Annotated in this window: 16 protein-coding genes; 7 read left to right on the top strand and 9 right to left on the bottom strand. The window is 64.0% G+C overall.

What is annotated here, in order from left to right; genetic code table 11:
- Positions 1-69 precede the first annotated feature (69 nt).
- Positions 70-2,445, bottom strand: coding sequence for a caspase family protein (locus EJ068_RS11180; protein ID WP_127251864.1), 2,376 nt, complete (start codon positions 2,443-2,445; stop codon positions 70-72).
- A 171-nt stretch (positions 2,446-2,616) separates the two neighbouring features.
- Positions 2,617-3,480, bottom strand: coding sequence for an RNA polymerase factor sigma-32 (locus tag EJ068_RS11175; protein WP_126064022.1), 864 nt, complete (start codon positions 3,478-3,480; stop codon positions 2,617-2,619).
- Between the two features lie 307 nt (positions 3,481-3,787).
- On the opposite strand from EJ068_RS11175, the gene EJ068_RS11170 reads away from it, so the two are divergent.
- The 3 genes from EJ068_RS11170 to EJ068_RS11160 all read left to right on the top strand — a co-directional run bounded on the left by EJ068_RS11170 (position 3,788) and on the right by EJ068_RS11160 (position 6,174).
- Complete coding sequence (locus EJ068_RS11170) at positions 3,788-4,561, top strand: amino acid ABC transporter substrate-binding protein (RefSeq protein ID WP_127251866.1); 774 nt, start codon at positions 3,788-3,790, stop codon at positions 4,559-4,561.
- Between the two features lie 162 nt (positions 4,562-4,723).
- Positions 4,724-5,404 carry an ABC transporter permease subunit gene (locus EJ068_RS11165; RefSeq protein WP_127251867.1) on the top strand — a complete coding sequence of 227 codons (681 nt, stop codon included), beginning with the start codon at positions 4,724-4,726 and terminating at the stop codon, positions 5,402-5,404.
- Positions 5,401-6,174, top strand: a complete 774-nt coding sequence (locus EJ068_RS11160; RefSeq protein ID WP_126064025.1) for an amino acid ABC transporter ATP-binding protein — start codon at positions 5,401-5,403, stop codon at positions 6,172-6,174. Before EJ068_RS11165 ends, EJ068_RS11160 begins: the two co-directional genes overlap by 4 nt.
- Positions 6,175-6,246: 72 nt before the next feature.
- On the opposite strand, the gene EJ068_RS11155 is transcribed toward EJ068_RS11160, so the two are convergent.
- The 6 genes from EJ068_RS11155 to EJ068_RS11130 all read right to left on the bottom strand — a co-directional run bounded on the left by EJ068_RS11155 (position 6,247) and on the right by EJ068_RS11130 (position 14,405).
- A complete protein-coding gene (locus EJ068_RS11155) occupies positions 6,247-6,828 on the bottom strand; it encodes a CarD family transcriptional regulator (protein WP_095816705.1) in 582 nt (193 codons plus the stop codon).
- A 373-nt stretch (positions 6,829-7,201) separates the two neighbouring features.
- Entirely contained in the window at positions 7,202-7,540 is a 339-nt protein-coding gene (gene fdxA, locus EJ068_RS11150; protein WP_126080777.1) for a ferredoxin FdxA, read from the bottom strand.
- Between the two features lie 204 nt (positions 7,541-7,744).
- The gene (locus tag EJ068_RS11145) at positions 7,745-8,131 is read right to left on the bottom strand and encodes an RNA-binding S4 domain-containing protein (protein WP_126064026.1); all 387 of its coding nucleotides are present in this window, start codon (positions 8,129-8,131) and stop codon (positions 7,745-7,747) included.
- Positions 8,132-8,146: 15 nt separating this feature from the next.
- Positions 8,147-11,557, bottom strand: coding sequence for a helicase-related protein (locus EJ068_RS11140; RefSeq protein WP_127251868.1), 3,411 nt, complete (start codon positions 11,555-11,557; stop codon positions 8,147-8,149).
- A gap of 815 nt (positions 11,558-12,372) precedes the next feature.
- Positions 12,373-13,098, bottom strand: a complete 726-nt coding sequence (gene phbB, locus EJ068_RS11135) for an acetoacetyl-CoA reductase (protein WP_126080779.1) — start codon at positions 13,096-13,098, stop codon at positions 12,373-12,375.
- A gap of 122 nt (positions 13,099-13,220) precedes the next feature.
- Positions 13,221-14,405 (bottom strand): acetyl-CoA C-acetyltransferase, encoded by a 1,185-nt coding sequence (locus EJ068_RS11130; RefSeq protein WP_126080780.1) that lies wholly within the window; start codon positions 14,403-14,405, stop codon positions 13,221-13,223.
- Positions 14,406-14,711: 306 nt separating this feature from the next.
- On the opposite strand from EJ068_RS11130, the gene phaR reads away from it, so the two are divergent.
- Entirely contained in the window at positions 14,712-15,305 is a 594-nt protein-coding gene (phaR, locus tag EJ068_RS11125) for a polyhydroxyalkanoate synthesis repressor PhaR (RefSeq protein WP_042641310.1), read from the top strand.
- Between the two features lie 253 nt (positions 15,306-15,558).
- Here the strand turns inward: phaR and EJ068_RS11120 are convergent, their stop codons facing one another.
- Positions 15,559-16,704: a citrate synthase gene (locus tag EJ068_RS11120; RefSeq protein WP_127251869.1), complete on the bottom strand. Its 1,146-nt coding sequence runs from the start codon at positions 16,702-16,704 to the stop codon at positions 15,559-15,561.
- An 89-nt stretch (positions 16,705-16,793) separates the two neighbouring features.
- On the opposite strand from EJ068_RS11120, the gene EJ068_RS11115 reads away from it, so the two are divergent.
- The 3 genes from EJ068_RS11115 (at position 16,794) to EJ068_RS11105 (ending at position 20,661) form a co-directional block, all read left to right on the top strand.
- On the top strand, positions 16,794-17,894 hold the full coding sequence (locus tag EJ068_RS11115; protein WP_127251870.1) for a citrate synthase/methylcitrate synthase: 1,101 nt from the start codon (positions 16,794-16,796) through the stop codon (positions 17,892-17,894).
- Positions 17,895-18,237: 343 nt separating this feature from the next.
- Entirely contained in the window at positions 18,238-19,164 is a 927-nt protein-coding gene (locus EJ068_RS11110) for an IS110 family transposase (protein WP_129554534.1), read from the top strand.
- 366 nt (positions 19,165-19,530) lie between these two features.
- Entirely contained in the window at positions 19,531-20,661 is a 1,131-nt protein-coding gene (locus tag EJ068_RS11105; protein ID WP_127252769.1) for a patatin-like phospholipase family protein, read from the top strand.
- Positions 20,662-20,766: the final 105 nt, after the last annotated feature.

Below are 20,766 nucleotides of genomic sequence, written 5' to 3'. Positions count from 1 at the left end.
TGCTTTAAGCCGCGCACTCGACATGGCGACATGCGTTGTCCCGGCTGGTCCGGCCACGCGTCGCGGCTGCTATCCACCTCTGACGGTGGAGATGCCACCAAAGCCTGTGGTGCTGGCGTCGGTGCCGGGAGGTTCGCCCGTGCTGGGGCTGTCGGAGGTATCCGGAGTGCCGCTGTCCGGGGTGCTGTCGTCAGTACTGCTCTGCCTGGAAGGAGACGGGCGATCGCCGCTACTGCCGCCCCGCCAAGGCGCCGGCTCGATTACGGGCGGCACCGGTTTTACCGGAGGTGGGGTGATCATCGGCGCAGGCGCGCGGATCACCCTGATCTTCGTGATTACCTTGGGCTTGCATACAGCGGCTGTCTGGAAGCGGCGCCCGGCAAGACCGAGAATGCTCATCGAATAGACTTCCTGCCGTTCCATGCTGGCCTTGAGGAACGCCAGAGCGCGGGCCGGATCGGCGGGCACGTCATTGCGGCCTTCCTGGAAGATCAACGCGAGATCGTTCATGGCGTTGATGTGCCCCATCGCCGCAGCCTTGAGCAGCAGGTCCAATCCCTTTCGGGGGTTCGGCTCGACGCCGACGCCGTTGAACAAAGCGCGTCCCCAGGCAGCCATGGCGGCTGGATCGCCCTGGTCGGCCGCCTGGGCATAGAGGCCATTCGCTTTCGTAACATCCGCGGCCGTGCCTGTTGCGGACGCCGCCATATAGGCGAGCTCGAAAACGGCTCGGGCATGGCCCTTGTCGGCGGCCTCCTGAATGGCCTTCGTGGCCTCGTCGACCTTGCCGGCCGCCAGCAACGCCCGTCCGAGCTCATAGCGGAAGCGGACGACATTGGGGTAGGCTTTAACCGCCGCTTCGCAGGCTTCGATCGCTCCGCCGCCGATCTCGTTCGACTGGCGGCCGGGGGCGACGCCCTGCAGGTCGAGCGGCGCGCCTGCCGCCCGGTCGCAAGGGTCGACACTTGGCGACAGCTTCATCGTGGCCGGCTTTGACGCCTTGCCAGCGCGGATCTGGAAGCCGACCTCGAGGGGAGCGGCGGCGCCGATCTGCGGCTCGTAACGCAAATGGTGGATCTCGTTGGCCAGAATGGTCGAATCCGGCGACAACGTCCGATCCGGCAGCGACAGCGTTCCTGTTGCCGGGTAACTCGCGAGCTTCAGGCTGATGCCGGGGTCTCCGGTCGGAAAATCCAGGTTCAACGGAACCGGGCCGACGCCGACCGGGACGCTGAGGTCGCTCTTCTGGATCGTCTCGGCGGCACCGGTGATGTGGAGGCTACGCTCCACCATCAGTTGCTTCTGCAAGGCCTTCAGGGACGCTGCGCTCTGCTGGCCCTCAGCGCCATCGCCACTCTTGAGGCGCAAGACCAGGATGCCCTGAGATACGCCACCCCACTCGTCATGTGTGGCATAGGCCAGCGTTTCGACCTGTTCCTGCGTGTCGGACGCCTTGGGCAGGTCGATCAGCAGACGCGGCAGGTCGTTGCCCGCAATCTGGTCGCCTGTGGCGACGGGTTTGCCGTCCAGCACCAGGCCTGCGAGCGCGGGAAGCGTTTCAATGCTTACGGTGACCGCGCTGCCGTCGACAGTGACAGGCGTCGGCAGGTCAAGCGCGACCGGCCCGATCCCCGACGGCACGACTCTCTCCAGCACCGGCGGCAGCGCCGGCTTGTTCGCACGGTGCATGAGCACGACTTCGTCGATCAGCGAGGAGTTCTCCCAAGGAACCTGCTTGCCTTTGGTGACGGCGACCACGTCGCGGCGCACCGCGGCCATGACCGCGCGTATCTCCTGGTTCGGCGCCAGCGCGCGGCGCGAAAAAGCGGATGAGAATGGACTGGCGTTGCCCGTCCCGTCATAGGCGATCGCATCGGGACCGGTGGCAAAGGCAATCAGCGCGTTCTGCGAGCTTTTCACCTCGGCAAGACCGGTGCCGCTAGCGGTGATCAGCTGGTCCCGCAGCCAGTAGTCCTTGCGCGGAAACGGATTGTTGCGGCAGGCATCGAGGATGATGATCTGGATTTTCGACTTCGAGCGCAATTGCTCCAGCATGTCATCGAGCTTGATCGCCTGAACCTCGATGTCGGCGGCCTGCTTGAGCGAAGCGTCGACAGGGATCAAGAAATTCACGCCACCGATCTGAAACCCGTGGCCCGAATAATAGACGACAGCGAGATCGGCGCCATCCGCGGCCGCGAGATAGTTGCGGAACTGCTCCTCGAACTGCAGCTTGGTGACGTCCTTGGCGACGAATACATCGAAACCGGCCAGCCGGAACGTCTTCGAGACGTCCTTGGCGTCGGTGTCCGGGTTCTTGAGCGCCGGAATATTGCGGTATTGCGAATTGCCGATCACAAAGGCAACCCTTCGGTCAGCGTGCGCTTCGAACGTCGCGAAGCCCACGAGGATCAAGGCTGCAAGGAAGGCGCAGCATCGCAGCATGGCAAGTCCCCCATCCGCTGTGGTCTGTCGGATTCACCAAAGACCAGTTGAGCGCGCGGGTCTGTTAAAGAATTCACAATACGCTGATACAGTAAGAAGGAAAGTTTTTGCCGCAACGGCGATATATTTTTGTTCAATGAATACGACGTGCCAACAACTTCAAGTTGCTGCTCAGGCGGCCTCTGCCAGAAATTCCGGATTCTGCTTCACCAGCGCCAGCTTCAGCTTTTCCATGGCACGCGCCTCGATCTGGCGGACACGCTCCTTGGAGATGCCGAGCTGTTCGCCAAGCGATTCCAGCGTGGCGCCGTCGTCGCTCAGCCTGCGCTCCTCGATGATGCGAAGCTCGCGGGCGTTGAGCGCGCCGAGCGCGCTCTTCAGCCAGAGGGCGCGGCGCTGGACGTCGATTCTTTCGCCGACGATCTCGTCAGGCAGCGGGTCTTCGGAGACCAGGAAATCCATCCGCTCGGCAGCGCCGTTTTCGTCGGCAAGCGGTGCGTTGAGCGAGCTGTCTGGGGAGGACAGGCGTGAATCCATCATCGCCACGTCCGCTTCGGGAACGCCGAGCGCCGCCGAGACCTCACGGTAGAGCGTGGCATTGGAGAGCGGCTCGGCGCCGTTGGCCAGCCGTGCGCGCAAGCGCCTGAGATTGAAGAACAGCGCCTTCTGCGCAGAGCTGGTGCCGCCGCGCACGATCGACCAGTTGCGCAGGATGTAATCCTGCATCGAGGCGCGGATCCACCAGGTGGCGTAGGTCGAGAAGCGCACTTCGCGCGCGGGCTCGAAACGGGCCGCCGCCTCAAGCAGGCCGACATGCCCCTCCTGGATGAGGTCGCCGAGCGGCAGGCCGTAATGGCGGAATTTCGAGGCCATGGAGATGACCAGCCGCATGTGTGCGACGGTGATCCGATGCAGCGCGTGCTGGTCGTTCTCTTCCTTCCAGCGGAGCGCAAGGACATGCTCCTCGTCGCGTTCGAGATAGGGAGCTTTCATTGCCGCCCGGACCAGTGTCCGTCCTGCCGCGTCCTCAATCATGCCGGCTCCTGTTGGCGGTCATTACGCTCATGACGGTTGAAAAGACGCCGCCGCGCCCTACAACAGCCATGCAACGTGTCAGGCGCATGGATGGTTCCGCCGCCCGAGGGGGCAAATGTTGCCGGCGGGAACATTCTGTTAGCGGGCTCCGATATGCCGCTTGGCGGATTATCGGGCGATTTTGAGAATCGGATTTCCGGGAAAGTCGATTTTTGAAATGTGGTTCCTTATTTCGCGACCTTCTATCTGTCAGTTTCCGGCTCTCACAATCGGACCGGCACACCGGTCAAAACGGGATCACAGAAAAATGAAATGGCTTAAATCGCTTCTCATCGCCGGAACGCTGCAGGTTCTGGCGGTCACCGCCGGCCATGCCGGCGCCAATCTCGACCAGATCAAGCAGGCCGGCGTGCTCAAGGTCGGCACGGAAGGCACCTATGCGCCCTTCACCTATCATGACGAATCCAACGCGCTGGTCGGCTTCGACGTCGAGATCGCCAAGGCCATCGGCGACAAGCTCGGCGTCAAGGTCGAGTTCCTGGAAGGCAAGTGGGATGGGCTGATCGCCGGCCTCGACGCCAACCGCTACGACGCCGTCATCAACGAGGTCGGCATCACCGACGCGCGCAAGGCCAAGTATGATTTCTCGGATCCCTACATCGCCTCGAAGGCGGTGCTGATCGTGCGCGGCGACAATACCGACATCAAGACCTTCGCCGATCTCAAGGGCAAGAAGTCGGCGCAGTCGCTGACCTCGAATTTCGGCAAGCTTGCCGAGAAGAACGGCGCGGAACTCGTCGGCACCGACGGCTTCGACCAGTCGATCCAGCTTCTGCTCACCGGCCGCGCCGACGCCACCATCAACGACAGCCTGTCCTTCCTGGATTTCAAGAAGCACAAGCCGGACGCCAATGTGAAGATCGCCGCGGAGGAAGAGAATGCCGACTATTCCGGCGTCATCGTGCGCAAGGGCGATCCGGAACTGGTCGCGGCCATCAACAAGGCGCTGGCCGACATCAAGGCCGACGGCACCTACAAGAAGATTGCCGACAAGTATTTCGGCCAGGACGTTTCCCAGTAAGCCGAACAGTCTGTTGCCTGAATTCCGGCGGGCCGTCTTCGACGGCCCGCCGTTTTTAACAGGACACTCATTGGGGCCGTCTTTGACGGCTCGCCGGTTTTTGCATGATAGTCAGTCCACACGGGGCAACGCGCCGCCGTATCTGGAAGGGAGAAGCGCCCCGTGCCGCACTGGCTGCAATTGATGCTGGAATCGCTGCCGACGCTGTTATGGGCGGCGCTGATCTTCACCGTGCCGCTCACTCTTCTGTCCTTCGCGCTCGGGCTCATCGCCGGGCTGGTGACGGCGCTGATCCGGCTGTTCGGCCCGAAGCCGCTGGTCGCGCTGGTGCGCTTCTATGTCTGGATCTTTCGCGGCACGCCACTGCTGGTGCAGCTCTTCCTGATCTTCTATGGCCTGCCGTCGGTCGGCATCCTGCTCGATGCCTTTCCCGCGGCGCTGATCGGCTTCACGCTCAACATCGGCGCCTACACCTCCGAGATCATCCGCGCGGTCATCGGCTCGGTGCCGAAGGGCCAGTGGGAGGCGTCCTATTCGATCGGCATGACCTGGAGCCAGGCGATGCGTCGCACCATACTTCCACAAGCGGGCCGCGTCGCGGTGCCGCCGCTCTCCAACACCTTCATCTCGCTGGTCAAGGACACCTCGCTGGCGGCAGCCATCACCGTGCCGGAGATGTTCCAGGCCGCGCAGCGCATCGTTGCCACCACCTACGAGCCGTTGATCCTCTATGTCGAGGCGGCGGCGCTCTATCTCGTGCTGAGCTCGGTGCTGTCGGCGCTGCAGGCACGGCTGGAGGTGCGGCTCAACCGCTATGGCGGCTTCCTGGAGGCCAATTCATGATCGGCCTCACGAACATCGAGAAGCGTTTCGGCGACAATCTTGTCCTGAAGGGCGTCACCGTCAGCATCGACGAAGGCAGCGTCACGGCGCTGGTCGGCCCTTCCGGCGGGGGCAAGAGCACGCTTCTGCGCTGCATCAACCTGCTGGAGATCCCGACGTCCGGTTCCTTGCGCATCGGCGAGGAGACGCTTGCGTTCCATCCGGGCGGCAAGGTGCCGGCAAAGGATATCCAGCGCATCCGCCTGCAGACCGGCATGGTGTTCCAGAACTTCCAGCTCTTCCCGCATCGCACGGCCATCGAGAATGTGATGGAAGGGCTGGTGACGGTGCTGAAATGGCCCGAGCCGAGGGCGCGCGAGCGGGCGATGGCGCTGCTCGAAAAGGTCGGGATGGCGCACAAGGCCGATGCCTGGCCGGCGACGCTGTCGGGCGGCCAGCAGCAGCGCGTGGCGATCGCCCGGGCGCTTGCGCCGTCGCCGCGCGTGCTGCTGTGCGACGAGCCGACCTCGGCGCTCGATCCGGAGCTGGCTCAGGAAGTGGTCGACGTGCTCGGGCAACTGGCCCGCGAGGGCACGACCATGGTGATGGCCACGCATGATCTCAGGCTCGCCTCCAAGATCGCTGAGGAGGTCGTCTTCCTCGATGCCGGCGCGATCGTCGAGAAGGGTCCGGCCTCGGTCGTGTTCGACAATCCGGAGCGCGAGCGGACGAAACGCTTCATCGCCTCGCTGCGCCAGGAAGAGGCGCAGAAGGAAGGGGGAGGCGCGTAACCTTCGATAGGCCTTTCAGAAACAAAAAACCCGGCACGAGGCCGGGTTCTTCGTAACTTAAAGGGGAAAAGCTCAGGCAGCTTCTTCCTGTTCGGATTCTTCGTTGTCGGCCTTGGCGCCGCGCTTCGGGCCCTTGTTGAGGTTGACCTCGATGAGACGCACCGCCTCGGTCTCCGACATGCGGTTCACCGCGGCGATCTCACGAGCCATGCGGTCAAGCGCGGCTTCATAGAGCTGACGCTCGGAATAGGACTGCTCCGGCTGGTTGTCGGCGCGGTAGAGATCGCGGACGACTTCCGAGATCGAGATCAGGTCGCCGGAATTGATCTTGGCATCATATTCCTGCGCGCGGCGCGACCACATGGTGCGCTTGATGCGGGCGCGGCCTTGCACGACCTTCAGCGCGCGGTCGACATAATCCTCTTCCGACAGCTTGCGCATGCCGATCGAGGTCGCCTTGGCGACCGGCACCTTCAGCCGCATCTTGTCCTTCTGGAAATCGATGACGAACAGTTCCAGCTTGTGACCCGCAACTTCCTGCTCGTCGATCGCCACGATCTGGCCGACGCCATGCGCCGGATAGACGATGAACTCGCCGGTCTTGAACCCGTGGCGGGCCGCGGTGGACTTCTTCTGCGGGGTGATCGTTGCCATTACGCCCTGAACTCCTTAGTTGTGCCGCCGGCATCATGCCGGCGCGAACCCATGGGGCCGGCGACAGCCGACCGTTAGCCGCGCAACAGGATGAACCCACCGGAAAAGCAGGGGACCGGCATATCGCACGAATGCGACCGCCTGCCCCAGATCGCTCTGGTCCGGAATTAAAAGCTCACCTTTCAGTGATTTGGGGCGTTAGCGCCATAAATCGACGTCGTGTCACCGGCATGTTTTGCTTATGTAACACAAAAAGTCGGAAGAATCAAGGTTTTGCCGCGTTCGCTAACGCCAAGCGGCAGTGCTGCCTGTCAAGACAGTATTTGTATCGGCCCCGTTACGCGGCGTCATGCCAGCGCTATCGGCCTCTTTCTCAATCGCCCTCGCCGGGTTCGGCCGAGAAATATTTCTCGAACTTCCCGGTCTCGCCGTCGAAGGTCTTGGCGTCGGCGGGCGGTTCTTTCTTGGCCGTGATGTTGGGCCATTTGTCCGCGTATTCGGCGTTGATCTGCAACCATTTGTCGAGACCGCCCTCGGTGTCCGGCTTGATCGCGTCCGCCGGGCATTCGGGCTCGCACACGCCGCAGTCGATGCACTCGTCGGGATGGATGACGAGCATGTTCTCGCCCTCGTAGAAACAGTCGACCGGACAGACCTCGATGCAGTCCATATATTTGCATTTGATGCAATTGTCGGTCACGACATAGGTCATTGCAGGCTCCGGAACGTCCCATTTTGTTGGGCTTTTTGGCTGAGGTAACGCCTTTGCCCGCCGCATGCAAGGGTAGGGATTGCCGGCGGAGCCCGAGGGCCGGAAAGGAATTCCGGCCGGAAGAGCGGATCGAGGTCACCGAGCCTGGATCGCCGCGCAGGGTTCGCGGAATTTGCTCGGGCCGCGCCCCGGGCCGGCTATGTCTCAATCGTCGCCGAGCAGACGGTCGGTCTGGCGGCGCTCGCGTTTGGTCGGGCGGCCGCTGCCGGCTTCGCGCAGCGCTGGAATGGCGTCCGCAACGGCCCCGCCTTTGGGCGTCGGCGCCGGCGACATGTCCTGGTAAAGCAGGCGCGCTTCATCGGCAGGCCCGCGCCGCGTGCCGCAATCAAGCACCTTCCAGACCAGGATACGGCCCTCGAGCGTGATGGTCAGCACGTCGCCGGGCTTCACCAGATCGGAGGCCTGCGCTGCTTTGTCGCGATTGATGCGAACGCGTCCGGCGACGACGACCTTCGCGGCAAGGGACCGCGACTTCACCGCGCGCGAGAAGAACAGCCACTTGTCGATGCGCTGGCGGCCTTCTCCAACCATTGCAACCGACCGAGGTTATTTCTTCAGCTGGTCGCGCAAGGCGGCGAGCTTGGCGAAGGGCGAATCCGGATCGAAGCGCTGCGGGCGTTCCTCGCGCGGCTTGCCCTGGAAGGCCGGCTTGCCGCCCGGAGCGTTGCCTTTGCCTTCCTGCCTGTTGCCCTTCCAGTCAGGCCGGCCCTCCCGACGATCGCCCTGCGGCCGCCCTTCGCGGCGTTCACCGCCCTCGCGGCGGTCGCCTGCATCCGGCCTCGGCTTGAATTTCGACCGGTCGAAGCGCGGCTTGCCGACGCCGTCGCGCTGGTCGCGGCGGCCTTCATGGGCCGGCCGGTCGCCGGGCTGGCCGCCCGCGGCGCCCGTCTGGCCGTCGCGCGCCGGCTGGTCACCGCGCTGGCGATTGTCGCGACGGTTGTCGTGACGCTGGCGCGGGCGCTGATGGTCGAAACGCGCCAGGCGCCACAGAAGGACAGGCTTCGGTTCTTCAGCTTCGGCTGGCGTTTCGTCGGCCTTGCCTTCCCCCTCGTGGGGAGCGCCGGCCGTCCCAGCATCTGCATCGTCGGCGCCATCACCTCCACCCGCGTCGCTTCGCGCCGCGACCTCCCCCATCGAGGGGGAGGTAAAGGCGTCGGCGCCTTCGGCCGACTCAAGCACTGCAGCGGGGGCTTCCACAGTGGGAACCTCTTCCGCGACCTCGGCTGCAACTTCTGCCGGCTCTTCAACGGCAGGTTCCGCTGCTGCTTCCGAGCTGGCTTCGGCCGGAACTTCAGCGACAGGTTCCGCCGCTTCCGCGACGGCTTCAGTCGGAGCTTCGACGACTGCCGGCTCCGAGCCTTCGGCTGTTGCCTCTGCGACCGCGGCTTGCGTCTCTGCCGCCTGCGCGGCACGCGCCGCTTCTTCCGCCGCCAGCTTCGCCGCCGCCGCCTCACGCGCGGCATTGTCCTGGGCTTCGAGCTTCGCCTTCACTTCGGCGGCCGGCTTCGCCTCGGAGCGATAGCCGAGACCTTTCAGGATCTCTTCCATGTCGTCGGCGGTGGCGCCGAGGATCGACATCATCGGCGGCGTCACCATGAAGGCGTGGCCGTCATAGGCGCCGTCCGGACGCTGGCCGAGACTGGGCTTCCAGTTGGTCGCCGGGCGGATGAGGTCGGCAAGCCGCTCGAGGATGTCGACGCGCACGGCGCGGCGGCCGAGATTGCGATAGCCGGCGAGCTTGTAGAAGGTCTTGTCGAAGGCCGGGTCGATGACGACCGAGGTGCGGCCCGATGCGAGCGCATGCACCACGTCGCCGAAGCCCGGCTTGTCCTTGCCGTCGTTCTTCAGCGCCCAGAGCAAGGTCACCAGACCGGCCGGAGCCGGCTTGATCAGCGCCGGCACGAAGACATGATAAGCGCCGAAGCGCACCCCGAGCCGGCGGAGCGCCGCGCGGCCTTCCTGATCGAGCGACTTCATCTCTTCGGCGATGTCGCGGCGATTGATCAGGCCGAAATGCTCGACGAGCTGGAAGGCGATGCCGCGCGCGATGCCGGTGAGCTGGTCGGCATTCTTCAAATCGACCAGGGGCTTCAGCAGCGACTCGATCTGGAAATTGACGAAACGCTCGGCGCGGGACGCAACCTTGTCGCGCGCAGGGCCGGTCAGCTGCTCGTCGGCAAGCAGGACAAGGCGCGGCTTCAGCGCCTCGTCGCCGCCGACCAGCGTGCCGATCGGCGCGCCGATCCAGCGCAGGACGCCGTCGGAGCCCAAGGCCAGGTCGCCATTGGCGCAGGCGGCAAAGCGTTCGGCGCGCGCGTCGAACTCGGCCGCGAGCGCCTTCTGAGCGGCGATCCGCACCGCCTTGGCGTCCTCGCCGCCGGCGCTTTGGTCGGCGGTGAAGCGGAACCCCTGCAACTCGCCGACATGATGGCCTTCGACGAGGACGGTTCCGGTTGGGCTGATTTCGGCTTCAGGCATGGTATTTTCTCTAAGGCGCCGCATGAGGACGGAAGTCCTGCGGTCTATGAAGCGTTTCGTCAACCGCTCATGCAACGCATCCGACAATCTGTCTTCGATTTCGCGCGTCTTTTCCTGCCAGTGTAGCTGATCGGCCAGCCATCCAGGGCGGTTGGAGACGAAAGTCCAGGTGCGGATCTGCGCGATCCGGTGCGAGAGCGTGTCGATATCGCCTTCCGTCGTGTCGGCGCGCCGCACCTGCTCGGCCATGTAATTCTCATCGACATGGCCATGGCGCGCAAGGTCCATATAGATGGAGGCGATAAGATCGGCGTGCTGGGCCGGCGCGATCTTGCGGTAGTCGGGGAGCGCGCAGGCTTCCCAGAGCAGCGCGACACGATCCTTGCCGGTGGCCAAGGCGCGGATGTCGCCGTCCTTCGACAGATGCTCCAGCGCCTGCGCGTCGACAGCCGGCAGCGCGCGGGTCAGCCCCTCGACCGGCGCATTGGTCTCGGTCGAGCGCTTGAGCGCGTCGAGGCTGGAAAAATCGAAATCGGCGGTGCGCCATTGCAGCACCTTCACCGGGTCGAAATCATGGGCCTCGATCTTGGCGACCAGATCCTCGTCGAACGGGTCGACCTGCCCGGTGACGCCGAACGTGCCGTCGCGCAGATGCCGGCCGGCGCGTCCTGCGATCTGGCCGAGCTCGGCCGCGCTCAGGTTGCGGTATTGGTAGCCGTCGAACTTGCGGTTCTGGGCGAAGGCGACGTGCTCGAGGTCGAGGTTCAGCCCCATGCCGATGGCGTCGGTCGCGACGAGATAGTCGACGTCGCCGGACTGGAAGATCTCCACCTGGGCGTTTCGGGTGCGCGGCGACAGCGCGCCGAGCACGACGGCGGCGCCGCCCTGCTGACGGCGGATCAGTTCGGCGATGGCATAGACCTCGTCGGCCGAGAAGGCGACGATCGCCGTGCGCCGCGGCAGCCGGGTCAGCTTCTTCGAGCCGGCATAGGCAAGGTGCGACAGGCGCGGCCGCGTCACCACCGACACGCCCTTCAGCAGGCGCTGCAGGATGCCATGCATGGTGGCGGCGCCCAGCAGCAGCGTCTCCTGCCGGCCGCGCAGATGCAGGATGCGGTCGGTGAAGATATGGCCGCGCTCGAGATCGCCGGCGAGCTGCACTTCGTCGATGGCGACGAAGGCGGCGTCGGTCTCGCGCGGCATCGCCTCGACGGTGCAGACCGAGTATCGCGCGCCCGCAGGCACGATCTTTTCCTCGCCGGTGATCAGCGCCACCTTGTGGGCGCCGACCTTCTCGCAGACGCGCGCATAGACTTCGCGGGCAAGCAGCCTCAGCGGCAGGCCGATGATGCCGGTCTCATGCGCGACCATGCGCTCGATGGCGAGATGGGTCTTGCCGGTGTTGGTGGGGCCAAGCACGGCCGTCACGTCGCGGCCCGAAAGGATAAGCGGCTGAGAGTGTTTCGGCTGGATATTCATCGGCTCGGAAATGAGTGTTTCTGCCGCTTCGATTCTTTGAGCATGATCTTTCTCCGAAAACCGGTTCCCACTTTTCGGGATCATGCTTTTGGTCGGAAGCGCGGCGACGCCGCCGCGTGTGACAGCCGACACATAGGGATTTAGGACGCCGAGCGAAAGCGGAATGTTCTTTTGGGCAGGCGGGAATCGACGGACTCGGTCAAAACCGCCTGCCGTTAACGGCTGGAACGAGTCTGGAACGAATCAGCGACGAATCGCTGACTCGTTCTGATTCAGGTTTTGTTCACGGCTATATGTGGATTTTTTGACGGTGAGTCTCACCACATGCTGAATCGGGAAACTGGCCCGATTCATGCTTTGCCACCGCCGGGATCGCGTCGCCGTTAACCTTTGCCGGTGAACGGTCGCGGTCGATTGGAGAGGTGTCGTCAAGGTTATGAATTTGTTGAATTTTCTTAATCGCTTTTAACGATTTGGGTAACGTTTTCCGCTTCTGCGGTTAACTTTTCGACCAAAGCCAGAACGAATCGGCGACGAATCAGAGATGCAAGAAGTTTCCCGGTTTGTTCACCCCTAAATATGGTGTTATCCACAGCTTGCCCACCGAGGATTCACAGTTTGTCAGAAGGGTTGTGCACAGAGAGCGGCCGGGCCGTTAACTTTTGCGTCCCGAATTGAGGCAAGTTGGAGCGAATAGAGAGTAGCGAATAGGGAATAGGGGATAGGGATCTGATAACCGCCGCGCTGACGCCGCCGTTCTTCCCTATTCGCTACTCCCTATTCGCTAACAGGAGCCGCCGTGGCGACAAATGCCGTCAGGCAAAGTACTGGCCGCCATTGGCGGTGATGGTCGAGCCGGTGATGAAGCCGGCCTCGTCGGAAGCCAGGAAGACGACGCAGCGCGCGATCTCTTCCGGCTCGCCGAGGCGACCGACCGGGATCTGCGGGATGATGCGCTCGTTGAGCACCTTCTCGTCGATCGCCTTGACCATCTCGGTCGCGATATAGCCGGGGCAGATCACGTTGACGGTTATGCCGGCGCGGGCGCCTTCCTGGGCAAGCGCCTTGGAGAAGCCGATGTCGCCGGCCTTCGACGCCGAATAATTGGCCTGGCCGGCCTGGCCCTTCTGGCCGTTGATCGAGGAAATGGTGATGACGCGGCCGAACTTGCGGTCGCGCATGCCGCTCCACAGCGGGTGCGTCATGTTGAAGACGCCGGAAAGGTTGGTGTCGATCACTTCCTTCCACTGTGCCGGCGTCATCTTGTGGAACATGGCGTCGCGGGTGATGCCGGCGTTGTTGACCAGCACCGAGACCGGACCGAGATCGGCTTCGATCTGCTTGATGCCGGCGGCGCAGGCATCGTAGTCCGCGACGGACCATTTGTAGACCGGGATGCCGGTCTCGGCCTTGAATTTCTGAGCCGCTTCGTCATTGCCGGCATAGTTGGCGGCGACCGAATAGCCGGCGTTCTTCAAGGCGGCCGATATCGCAGCACCAATGCCGCGCGTTCCGCCGGTGACAATTGCTACCTTGCTCATGTGGTCCTCCCTTTAGAAATCGACTGAGCGAATAGGGAGTAGCGAATAGCGAGTAGGGGTCTGATGTCCCGCCGCGACGCTTTTTCTTCCCTATTCGCTACTCTCTATTCGCAATTGGCTGTTCAGATCGCTTCCACGCACATGGCGACGCCCATGCCGCCGCCGATGCACAGCGTGGCAAGGCCTTTCTTAGCGCCGCGGCGGCGCATCTCGTAGACCAGCGTGTTGAAGATGCGGGCGCCGGACGCGCCGATCGGATGGCCAATGGCGATGGCGCCGCCATTGACGTTGACGATCGAGGGGTCCCAGCCCATGCCCTGGTTGACGGCGCAGGCCTGCGCGGCGAAGGCCTCGTTGGCCTCGACGAGATCGAGGTCCTTGACCGACCAGCCGGCCTTCTCCAGCGCCCGCTTCGAGGCGGGAATCGGACCGGTGCCCATGATCGCCGGGTCGACGCCGGCGGTCGCCCAGGAAGCAATGCGCGCCAGCGGGGTGATGCCGCGGCGGGCGGCCTCGGCCTCGGTCATCAGCAGCGCGCCGGCGGCGCCGTCATTGATGCCGGACGCGTTCGCGGCTGTGACCGTGCCGTCCTTGTCGAAAGCGGGCCTCAGCTTGGTCATGGCGTCGATCGTGGCGCCATGACGGATATATTCGTCCTGGTCGACGATGGTGTCGCCCTTCTTGCCCTTGATGGTGAAGGCGACGATCTCGTCCTTGAACCTGCCGGCCTTCTGCGCGGCCTCGGCCTTGTTCTGCGAGGCAAGCGCGAACTCGTCCTGGGTTTCGCGGGTGATCTGGAACTGGCGGGCGACGTTCTCGGCGGTGTTGCCCATGTGGTAGCCGTTGAAAGCGTCCCACAGGCCGTCCTTGATCATGGTGTCGATCATCTTGTAGTCGCCCATCTTCACACCTGCGCGAAGATGCTCGGCGTGCGGCGACAACGACATCGATTCCTGGCCGCCGGCGATGATCACCTTGGCGTCGCCGGCGGCGATCTGCTGCATGCCGAGCGCGATGGCGCGCAGGCCCGAGCCGCAAACCTGGTTGAGGCCCCAGGCCGTCGTTTCCTTCGGCAGGCCGGCATTGATCGAGGCCTGACGGGCCGGGTTCTGTCCTTGAGCGGCGGTCAGCACCTGGCCGAGGATGACCTCGTCGACCTCCGCGGCTTCGACGCTCGCGCGGGCGAGCAGTTCCTTGATGACCACGGCGCCTAGCTCATGCGCCGGCGTGGCGGCGAAGCTGCCGTTGAAGGAGCCGACCGCTGTGCGGGCGGCGCTGGCGACGACGATTGAATTGGAAGCGGCCATTTTCTTCTCCAGACTTCGAGGTGTCGTATTTTAGGCTATCGTTGAAGACTTTTCTTGCTCGTTCAATGATCTGAGTCAAACCGGAAATGGGCATGGCCTCCATGCGCGGCAAGCAGAGCGCACGCCAGTCGCGGTAACGTGACGTTGGCCGCGCGGCGGATTTTGCAATGGCTGTGCAGCATTAATTGATGCCGCAGTGCACAAACCACTTGGAATTGTGACGCTTTTGCGCGTATCCTTAACAGAAGGCGCAATCGTTACCGGCCGCTTACTCCTAGAGGTGCCGGTGTCCTGGGGAGGATCCGGATGGCCGCTAAAGACGACCCGATCGTCATCAAGAAGTATGCCAATCGCCGGCTCTACAACACCGGCACGAGCACCTATGTGACGCTCGAGGACCTGGCCGAGATGGTCAAGAAGGGCGAGGAGTTCACGGTGCAGGACGCCAAGACCGGCGACGACATCACGCATCCGGTGCTGACGCAGATCATTTTCGAGCTGGAGAACAAGGACGGGCAGAACATGCTGCCGATCCCGTTCCTGCGCCAGCTCATCTCCTTCTACGGCGATCAGATGCAGATGATCGTGCCGAGCTTCCTCGAACAGTCGATGATCGCCTTCTCCAAGGAGCAGGAGCGGTTTCGCGAGCAGATGAAGGGCGCCTTCGGCAAGACGCCGATGGACATGATGAAGACGCCGATCAAGGCGCTCGAGGAACAGACGCGCCGCAATGTCGAGATGTTCCAGAACGCCATGCGCATGTTCACGCCGTTCCCGCCCGCCGGCAGCAATGCCGCGGCCCCGGCCGAGCCGCCGAAGAAGGAAGAGAAGTCCGACGATCTGCAGGAATTGAAGGCGCAGATCGCGGCGATGCAGCGCAAGCTCGACACGATGTCTTGACGAGCGCGTCGCCGTTTGGCGGCGATCGCGAACGCTGGAGATTGGCGCAAAGGCCTATCCCTTCGTCATTCTCGGGCTTGACCCGAGGATCCATTCCGTGACCGATGCCGTAGGGTGCAGCGGCGCAGAATTCTTTAATCGTCGCAACGCCTTAGCGTCACGGAATGGATTCTAGGGTCTGCGCGCGTCGCTTCGCTCCTTGCTCCGCCCTAGAATGACGACCTCAACGCATTTCGGCTAATCTGCAAGGCCATTATCCTGCGCCAACAGGCCCGTCATAGCGGGCGCGGGGCCGGATCAGCCTGTTGCTGGTCACCTGCTCGATTGCATGCGCCGTCCAGCCGATGCTGCGGCCGAGGGCGAACAGGCGGAACGGCGCATCGGCGGGCAGGCGCAGGCTGCGCGTTATAGCAGCCAGGGCGAAATCGATGTTGGGGTGCAGGCCTGTGGCGGCTAGGACCGCCTTGCGAAGGCGCGACAGCCCTTCGTCGATCTCGAGGCCGGAGAAGACGCCCTCGGCGCGCGGGTCGCCTTCCGGATAGAGCGGGTGGCCGAAGCCGGGCAGCGGCCGGTCATGCGCCAGCCAGCGGGCGATCGCTTCGTCCGCGCCCAGCCGCTCCGCATCCTCGACCAGCGCGACCGCCGCGGCACCCGCGCCGCCGTGACGCGGGCCGGTAAGCGTCGCAAGACCTGCGAGCAGGCAGGCGGCGATCGGCGCGCCGGTGGAGGCCGCGACGCGGGCGGCGAAGGTCGACGCGTTGAGCTCGTGGTCGGCCAAAAGCACCAGCGCCTTGCGGATGAGGTCGGCGCCATCGGCTTCCACCGACCAGCCTTGCGCCAGCCTTGCATGCACGGGTTCAGAGCCTGGCGTCGCGCCGAGCGCGGTGGCCAGCGCGCTGGTCGCGGCGGCGCCGTCCTGCTGCAGCATGGCCGGCCTGCGGCCGAGTGAGGGCCAGCCTTCGGCCGCAAGCGCCGAGAGCCGGGCGAAGGCGGTCGGCGTGCCGCTTTGCCGGGCGGCCGAAGGAGTCAGCGAGGCAAATGACACCGGACGGCCGGAGGCCCACAGCAGTCCGGCGGTCTCCTCGAGCGTCGCCGTCGCCGAAAACTCCACCGCGTCCTTGCCGCGGTAGATGAGGCGGCCATGCAGCACCGTCGAGATCGAGGTGGCGATGGCCGGCTCGCCCCAGGCGATGGCGCTTTCGGCGATCGCCTGCGGGCTCCTGCCTCGGTCGCGTCGTGTGGCAAGAGCTGCGATGTCGTCGGCGCGGTACTGGCTGCGGCGCGGGTCGGCGTCGTCCGGCCTCATGCCGACGCGACCACGGCTGACATAGGCATAAAGCGTCTGCGGCCGGACGTTCAGCCGCTCCAGCGCTTGCTCCCGCGTCAGCCACTCTGTCATTTGCCGCCTTATATTGATTATCTTGATCAAGATTGATGCATTGATTGCGCAGCATTAATTGCAAAGCGCAAAAGGTCAAGGAGACGATCATGGCGAATGGGCTCGATGATGTTGTGGCGGCCGACACGGTGCTTTCCGATGTCGACGGTGCAGGCGGGCACCTCACCATCCGCGGACATTCGCTGACGGAACTCGCCGGCCGCTGGCGCTACGCGCAAGTGGTGCGGCTGCTGTTCGACGGCTTCTTCGACGATCTCCCCGGCGACGCCGAACTGGAGAAGGCGATCGGCAAGGCGCGGGTGGAGGTATTCGATCGTGTGAAACCGTTGCTTGCGCAGCTCGCGCCGCTCGACATCTACAGCAGCATGCGAGCGGGCATGGCCGTCCTGCCGGACGGCGACGGACTTGCCGACGCGCTGCGCTTGATCGGGGCGGCGGCGGTGCTGACGCCGGCCCTGCTGCGCCTTGGCCGGGGCGAGACTCCGGTCGCTCCCGACGCAAAAGCCGATCATGCCGGCGATATGCTGCGGATGCTCGCCGGCGCCGCCTCGCCGGCGCTTGCCAAGGCGCTCGACAGCTATCTGGTGACGGTCTGCGACCACGGGCTCAACGCCTCGACCTTCGCGACCCGCGTCGTGGCGTCGACACAGGCCGGGCTGACCTCGGCGATCCTGGCCGGGCTCGGCGCGCTGAAGGGCCCGCTGCATGGCGGCGCGCCGGGGCCGGTGATCGAGATGCTGGACGCCATCGAGGCCAGCGGCGATGCAACCGGCTGGCTCAGCGCCGAGATAGCGCATGGCGAGCGCATCATGGGCTTCGGCCACCGTATCTACCGCGTGCGCGATCCGCGCGCCGACGCGCTGAAGGCGGTGGTGCGGCAGCTTGGTTCCCGCAACGAAGCAAGCAGCAAGAAGATGGGCAGCCGGCTGGCCTTTGCCGAGACGGTGGAGCAGGCCGCGCTCGAAGTGCTCAGGATCGCCAAGCCGCAGCGCTCGATCCAGACCAATGTCGAATTCTACACCGCGCTTCTGCTCGAAGCGGTCGGCTTCCCGAAAGAGGCGTTCTCCAACGTCTTCGCCGCCGGCCGCGTCGCCGGCTGGATCGCACATGCCCGCGAGCAGCAGGCTACCGGACGGCTGATCAGACCGCAGTCGCGCTATGTCGGGCCGGTGCCGGATCTGGTGGCTTGAGCTTGCGGCTGCTCAGTTCCGCGACAGCCTTCTCTGTTTCCTGCCGGAATGCTGAATTTCGCCGTTCGTTCGGTGACCACTCGCAAGTTCGCAATTGGCCGAAGCCTATCGAACGTCGTCATCCTAGGGCGTAACAGGAGCGAAGCTCCGTCGCGAAGACCCTAGGATCCTGTGTGTTGGTTCTGGTGTATGGTTGAGGTGGGAAGGAGACCGAGTGGATCGTGGTCGTCCTTTCGGACAGGCCGTGGCATGGCCCGGTCCCTTCCCACCGGTGAACCATCAACCTGAACAGTTGCACGGGGCTGTTCGAAGCAGACCCCGCACCACAGGAAGAGGCGTGGACATGATAGCCCAGAACTATGTCGGCTGCGACATCTCCAAGCAGTGGCTCGACTTTTTTGATGAGACAAGCGGCCGTCTTCGGCGCATCGACAACCAGGCCGATGCGATCGCCGCCTATGTGGCAGGCCTTGATCCCAGTCGGGACTTCGTCGTCATGGAGGCGACAGGTGTCCATGACCGGCTGCTGCGCCATGCGCTGGCCAAGGCCGGCGTGCCGTTCTCGCGGCACAACCCGGCGCACACCCACCACTATTCGAAGTCGACGCGCCGGCGCGCCAAGACCGATCCTCTCGATGCCAGGATGCTGAGCGACTATGGCCGTCGCTATAACCCTGAGGCCGAGCCGGCGCCGAGCGAAGAAGTCGAGCGGCTTCAATCGCTTGCCGGCCACCGCGATCATTTGGTCGAGATGCGGGCAGCGCTGAAGAAGCACCTCGCCGAGGCTTTCGAGGAGGCCGTCATTGCCGATCTGGAAGAGACGATCGCCTTCCTCGACACGCGTATCAAGGCGTTCGAGAGCCAGATTGCCGAAGTCATTCGTCAAAACCAGGACACCGCTCGCGACCACGCGCTGATGGTCTCCGTGCCCGGTGTCTCCAATGTCGGCGCGCTCTCTTTGCTGGCGCTCCTGCCCGAGCTCGGCCAGCGCTCACCCAAGGCGATCGCCGCGCTCGCCGGCCTTGCCCCGTTCGACAACAAGAGCGGCAAGCTCAGCCGCAGGAGCCAGATCCAGGGCGGGCGATCACGCGTGCGCCGCGCCCTCTATATGGCTGCCCTCACCGCCATCAGAACCTGTGAGCGCTTCAAGACCTTCTATACCGCACTTGCTGCCCGCTCAGGGTCCAAGAAACTCGCCATCATCGCCGTCGCAAGGAAGCTCCTGGTCGTCCTCAACGCCATCATGCGCGACAAAACCGCATTCGCGTGAACACAGTTGCCATGCCGTAACCTCAGTCGAAGAGCGCAGCGGAGCAGAATTCTGCACCGTTGCAACGCTTCAAAGTCATGGCATGGATCCTAGGGTCTGCGCCGCGTCGCTTCGCTCCTTGCTTCGCCCTAGGATGACGACGCGATCGTCGTTTCGGCCAATCTCCAATCTGCGAGATCTGCCAACGGAAGCATCTGTCAGGCATCAGACGAGAGCCTTTCATGACCGAAATTTCATGTGATCACGCCTGTGTGTTCGTGTTCTTGCCTTGGTCAGCCCTTATATGCTGCACTGCAACATAGACTGATCGCAGCTGCTTCGCCCCATGACGCAGGGGCAGGCCAGCGCATCAAGACAAGGAACGCCATGGCGAAGAACGGCAAGGCGGAGGAAAAGAAGAAGATCAACATCGCGCTGCAGGGCGGCGGCTCGCATGGGGCCTTTTCCTGGGGTGTGCTCGACCGGCTGCTGGAGGATGGGCGGCTGGAGATCGCGGCGGTGTCCGGCACCAGCGCCGGCGCTATGAACGCGGTGGCGCTGGCCGACGGTTTTGTCCGGGGCGGCGTGGAAGGCGCGCGAAAGAAGCTCGACGATTTCTGGCGGGCGGTGGCCTCGAAGGGCCGTTTCAGCCCGGTGCAGCGCATGCCGTGGGACGTCGCGTGGGGCAACTGGTCGATCGAGAACACGCCGGGCTATTTTTTCTTCGACACGATGTCGCGGGTGTTCTCGCCCTATGTCGCCAATCCGCTCGGCCTCAATCCACTGCGCGATGTGGTGGAGAAGGAGATCGACTTCGGCAATGTGCGCGCCTGCAAGTCGATGGAGCTGTTCATCTCGGCGACCAATGTCGAGACCGGACAGCTGCGCGTCTTCTCCGACGGCGAGATCGACCTCGACACGGTGATGGCGTCCGCCTGCCTGCCGCAATTGTTCCGCGCCGTCGAGATCAAGGGCGTGCCCTATTGGGATGGCGGCTACGGCGGCAATCCGGCGCTCTTTCCGTTCTTCAAGGCGGCGGCCACCGAGGATGTGCTCCTGGTGCAGATCAATCCGGTCGTGCGCGAAGGCACGCCCAAAAGCGCCAATGAGATCCAGAACCGCATCGACGAGATCACCTTCAACGCGGGACTCCTGCGCGAATTCCGTTCGATCGCCTTCGTCAAGGAGCTGATCTCGGCCGGACGCCTGCCGCATGGCGAATATCGCGACATCCGCATGCACCGCATCGATGCCGACGAGGCTTTCAAGGACCTCTCGGCGTCTTCCAAGGTCAATGCCGAATGGGCTTTCATCGCCTATCTGCGCGACCTCGGCCGAAGTGCTGCCAGCGACTGGCTGGAAGAGAATTACGACGCCGTCGGTCAGCGGCCGACACTCGATCTTTCAGGCGAGCTCGACGACGGCTTCAAGCCGTTGCGCGGCCCGGCGCCGGGGCGCCGGGTGAAGGAGTTCCTCGCCGCGCATATCAAGCCGGAGTCGGCGCGGCGGCGGGCTTAAGGTCTTCCATGCCTGTCAGCAAGTCCGTCCCGGCTGTCAGCATCTTCCGCAACGGAACCGGCGGGGCGCTGGATCATGCCCGCGGCGCGATGTAGTCTTACCTGA

Origin of the sequence: Mesorhizobium sp. M2A.F.Ca.ET.043.02.1.1, assembly GCF_003952405.1 — a bacterium.
Taxonomy (GTDB): domain Bacteria; phylum Pseudomonadota; class Alphaproteobacteria; order Rhizobiales; family Rhizobiaceae; genus Mesorhizobium.
This window is presented reverse-complemented; position numbering and strand designations above follow the sequence as displayed.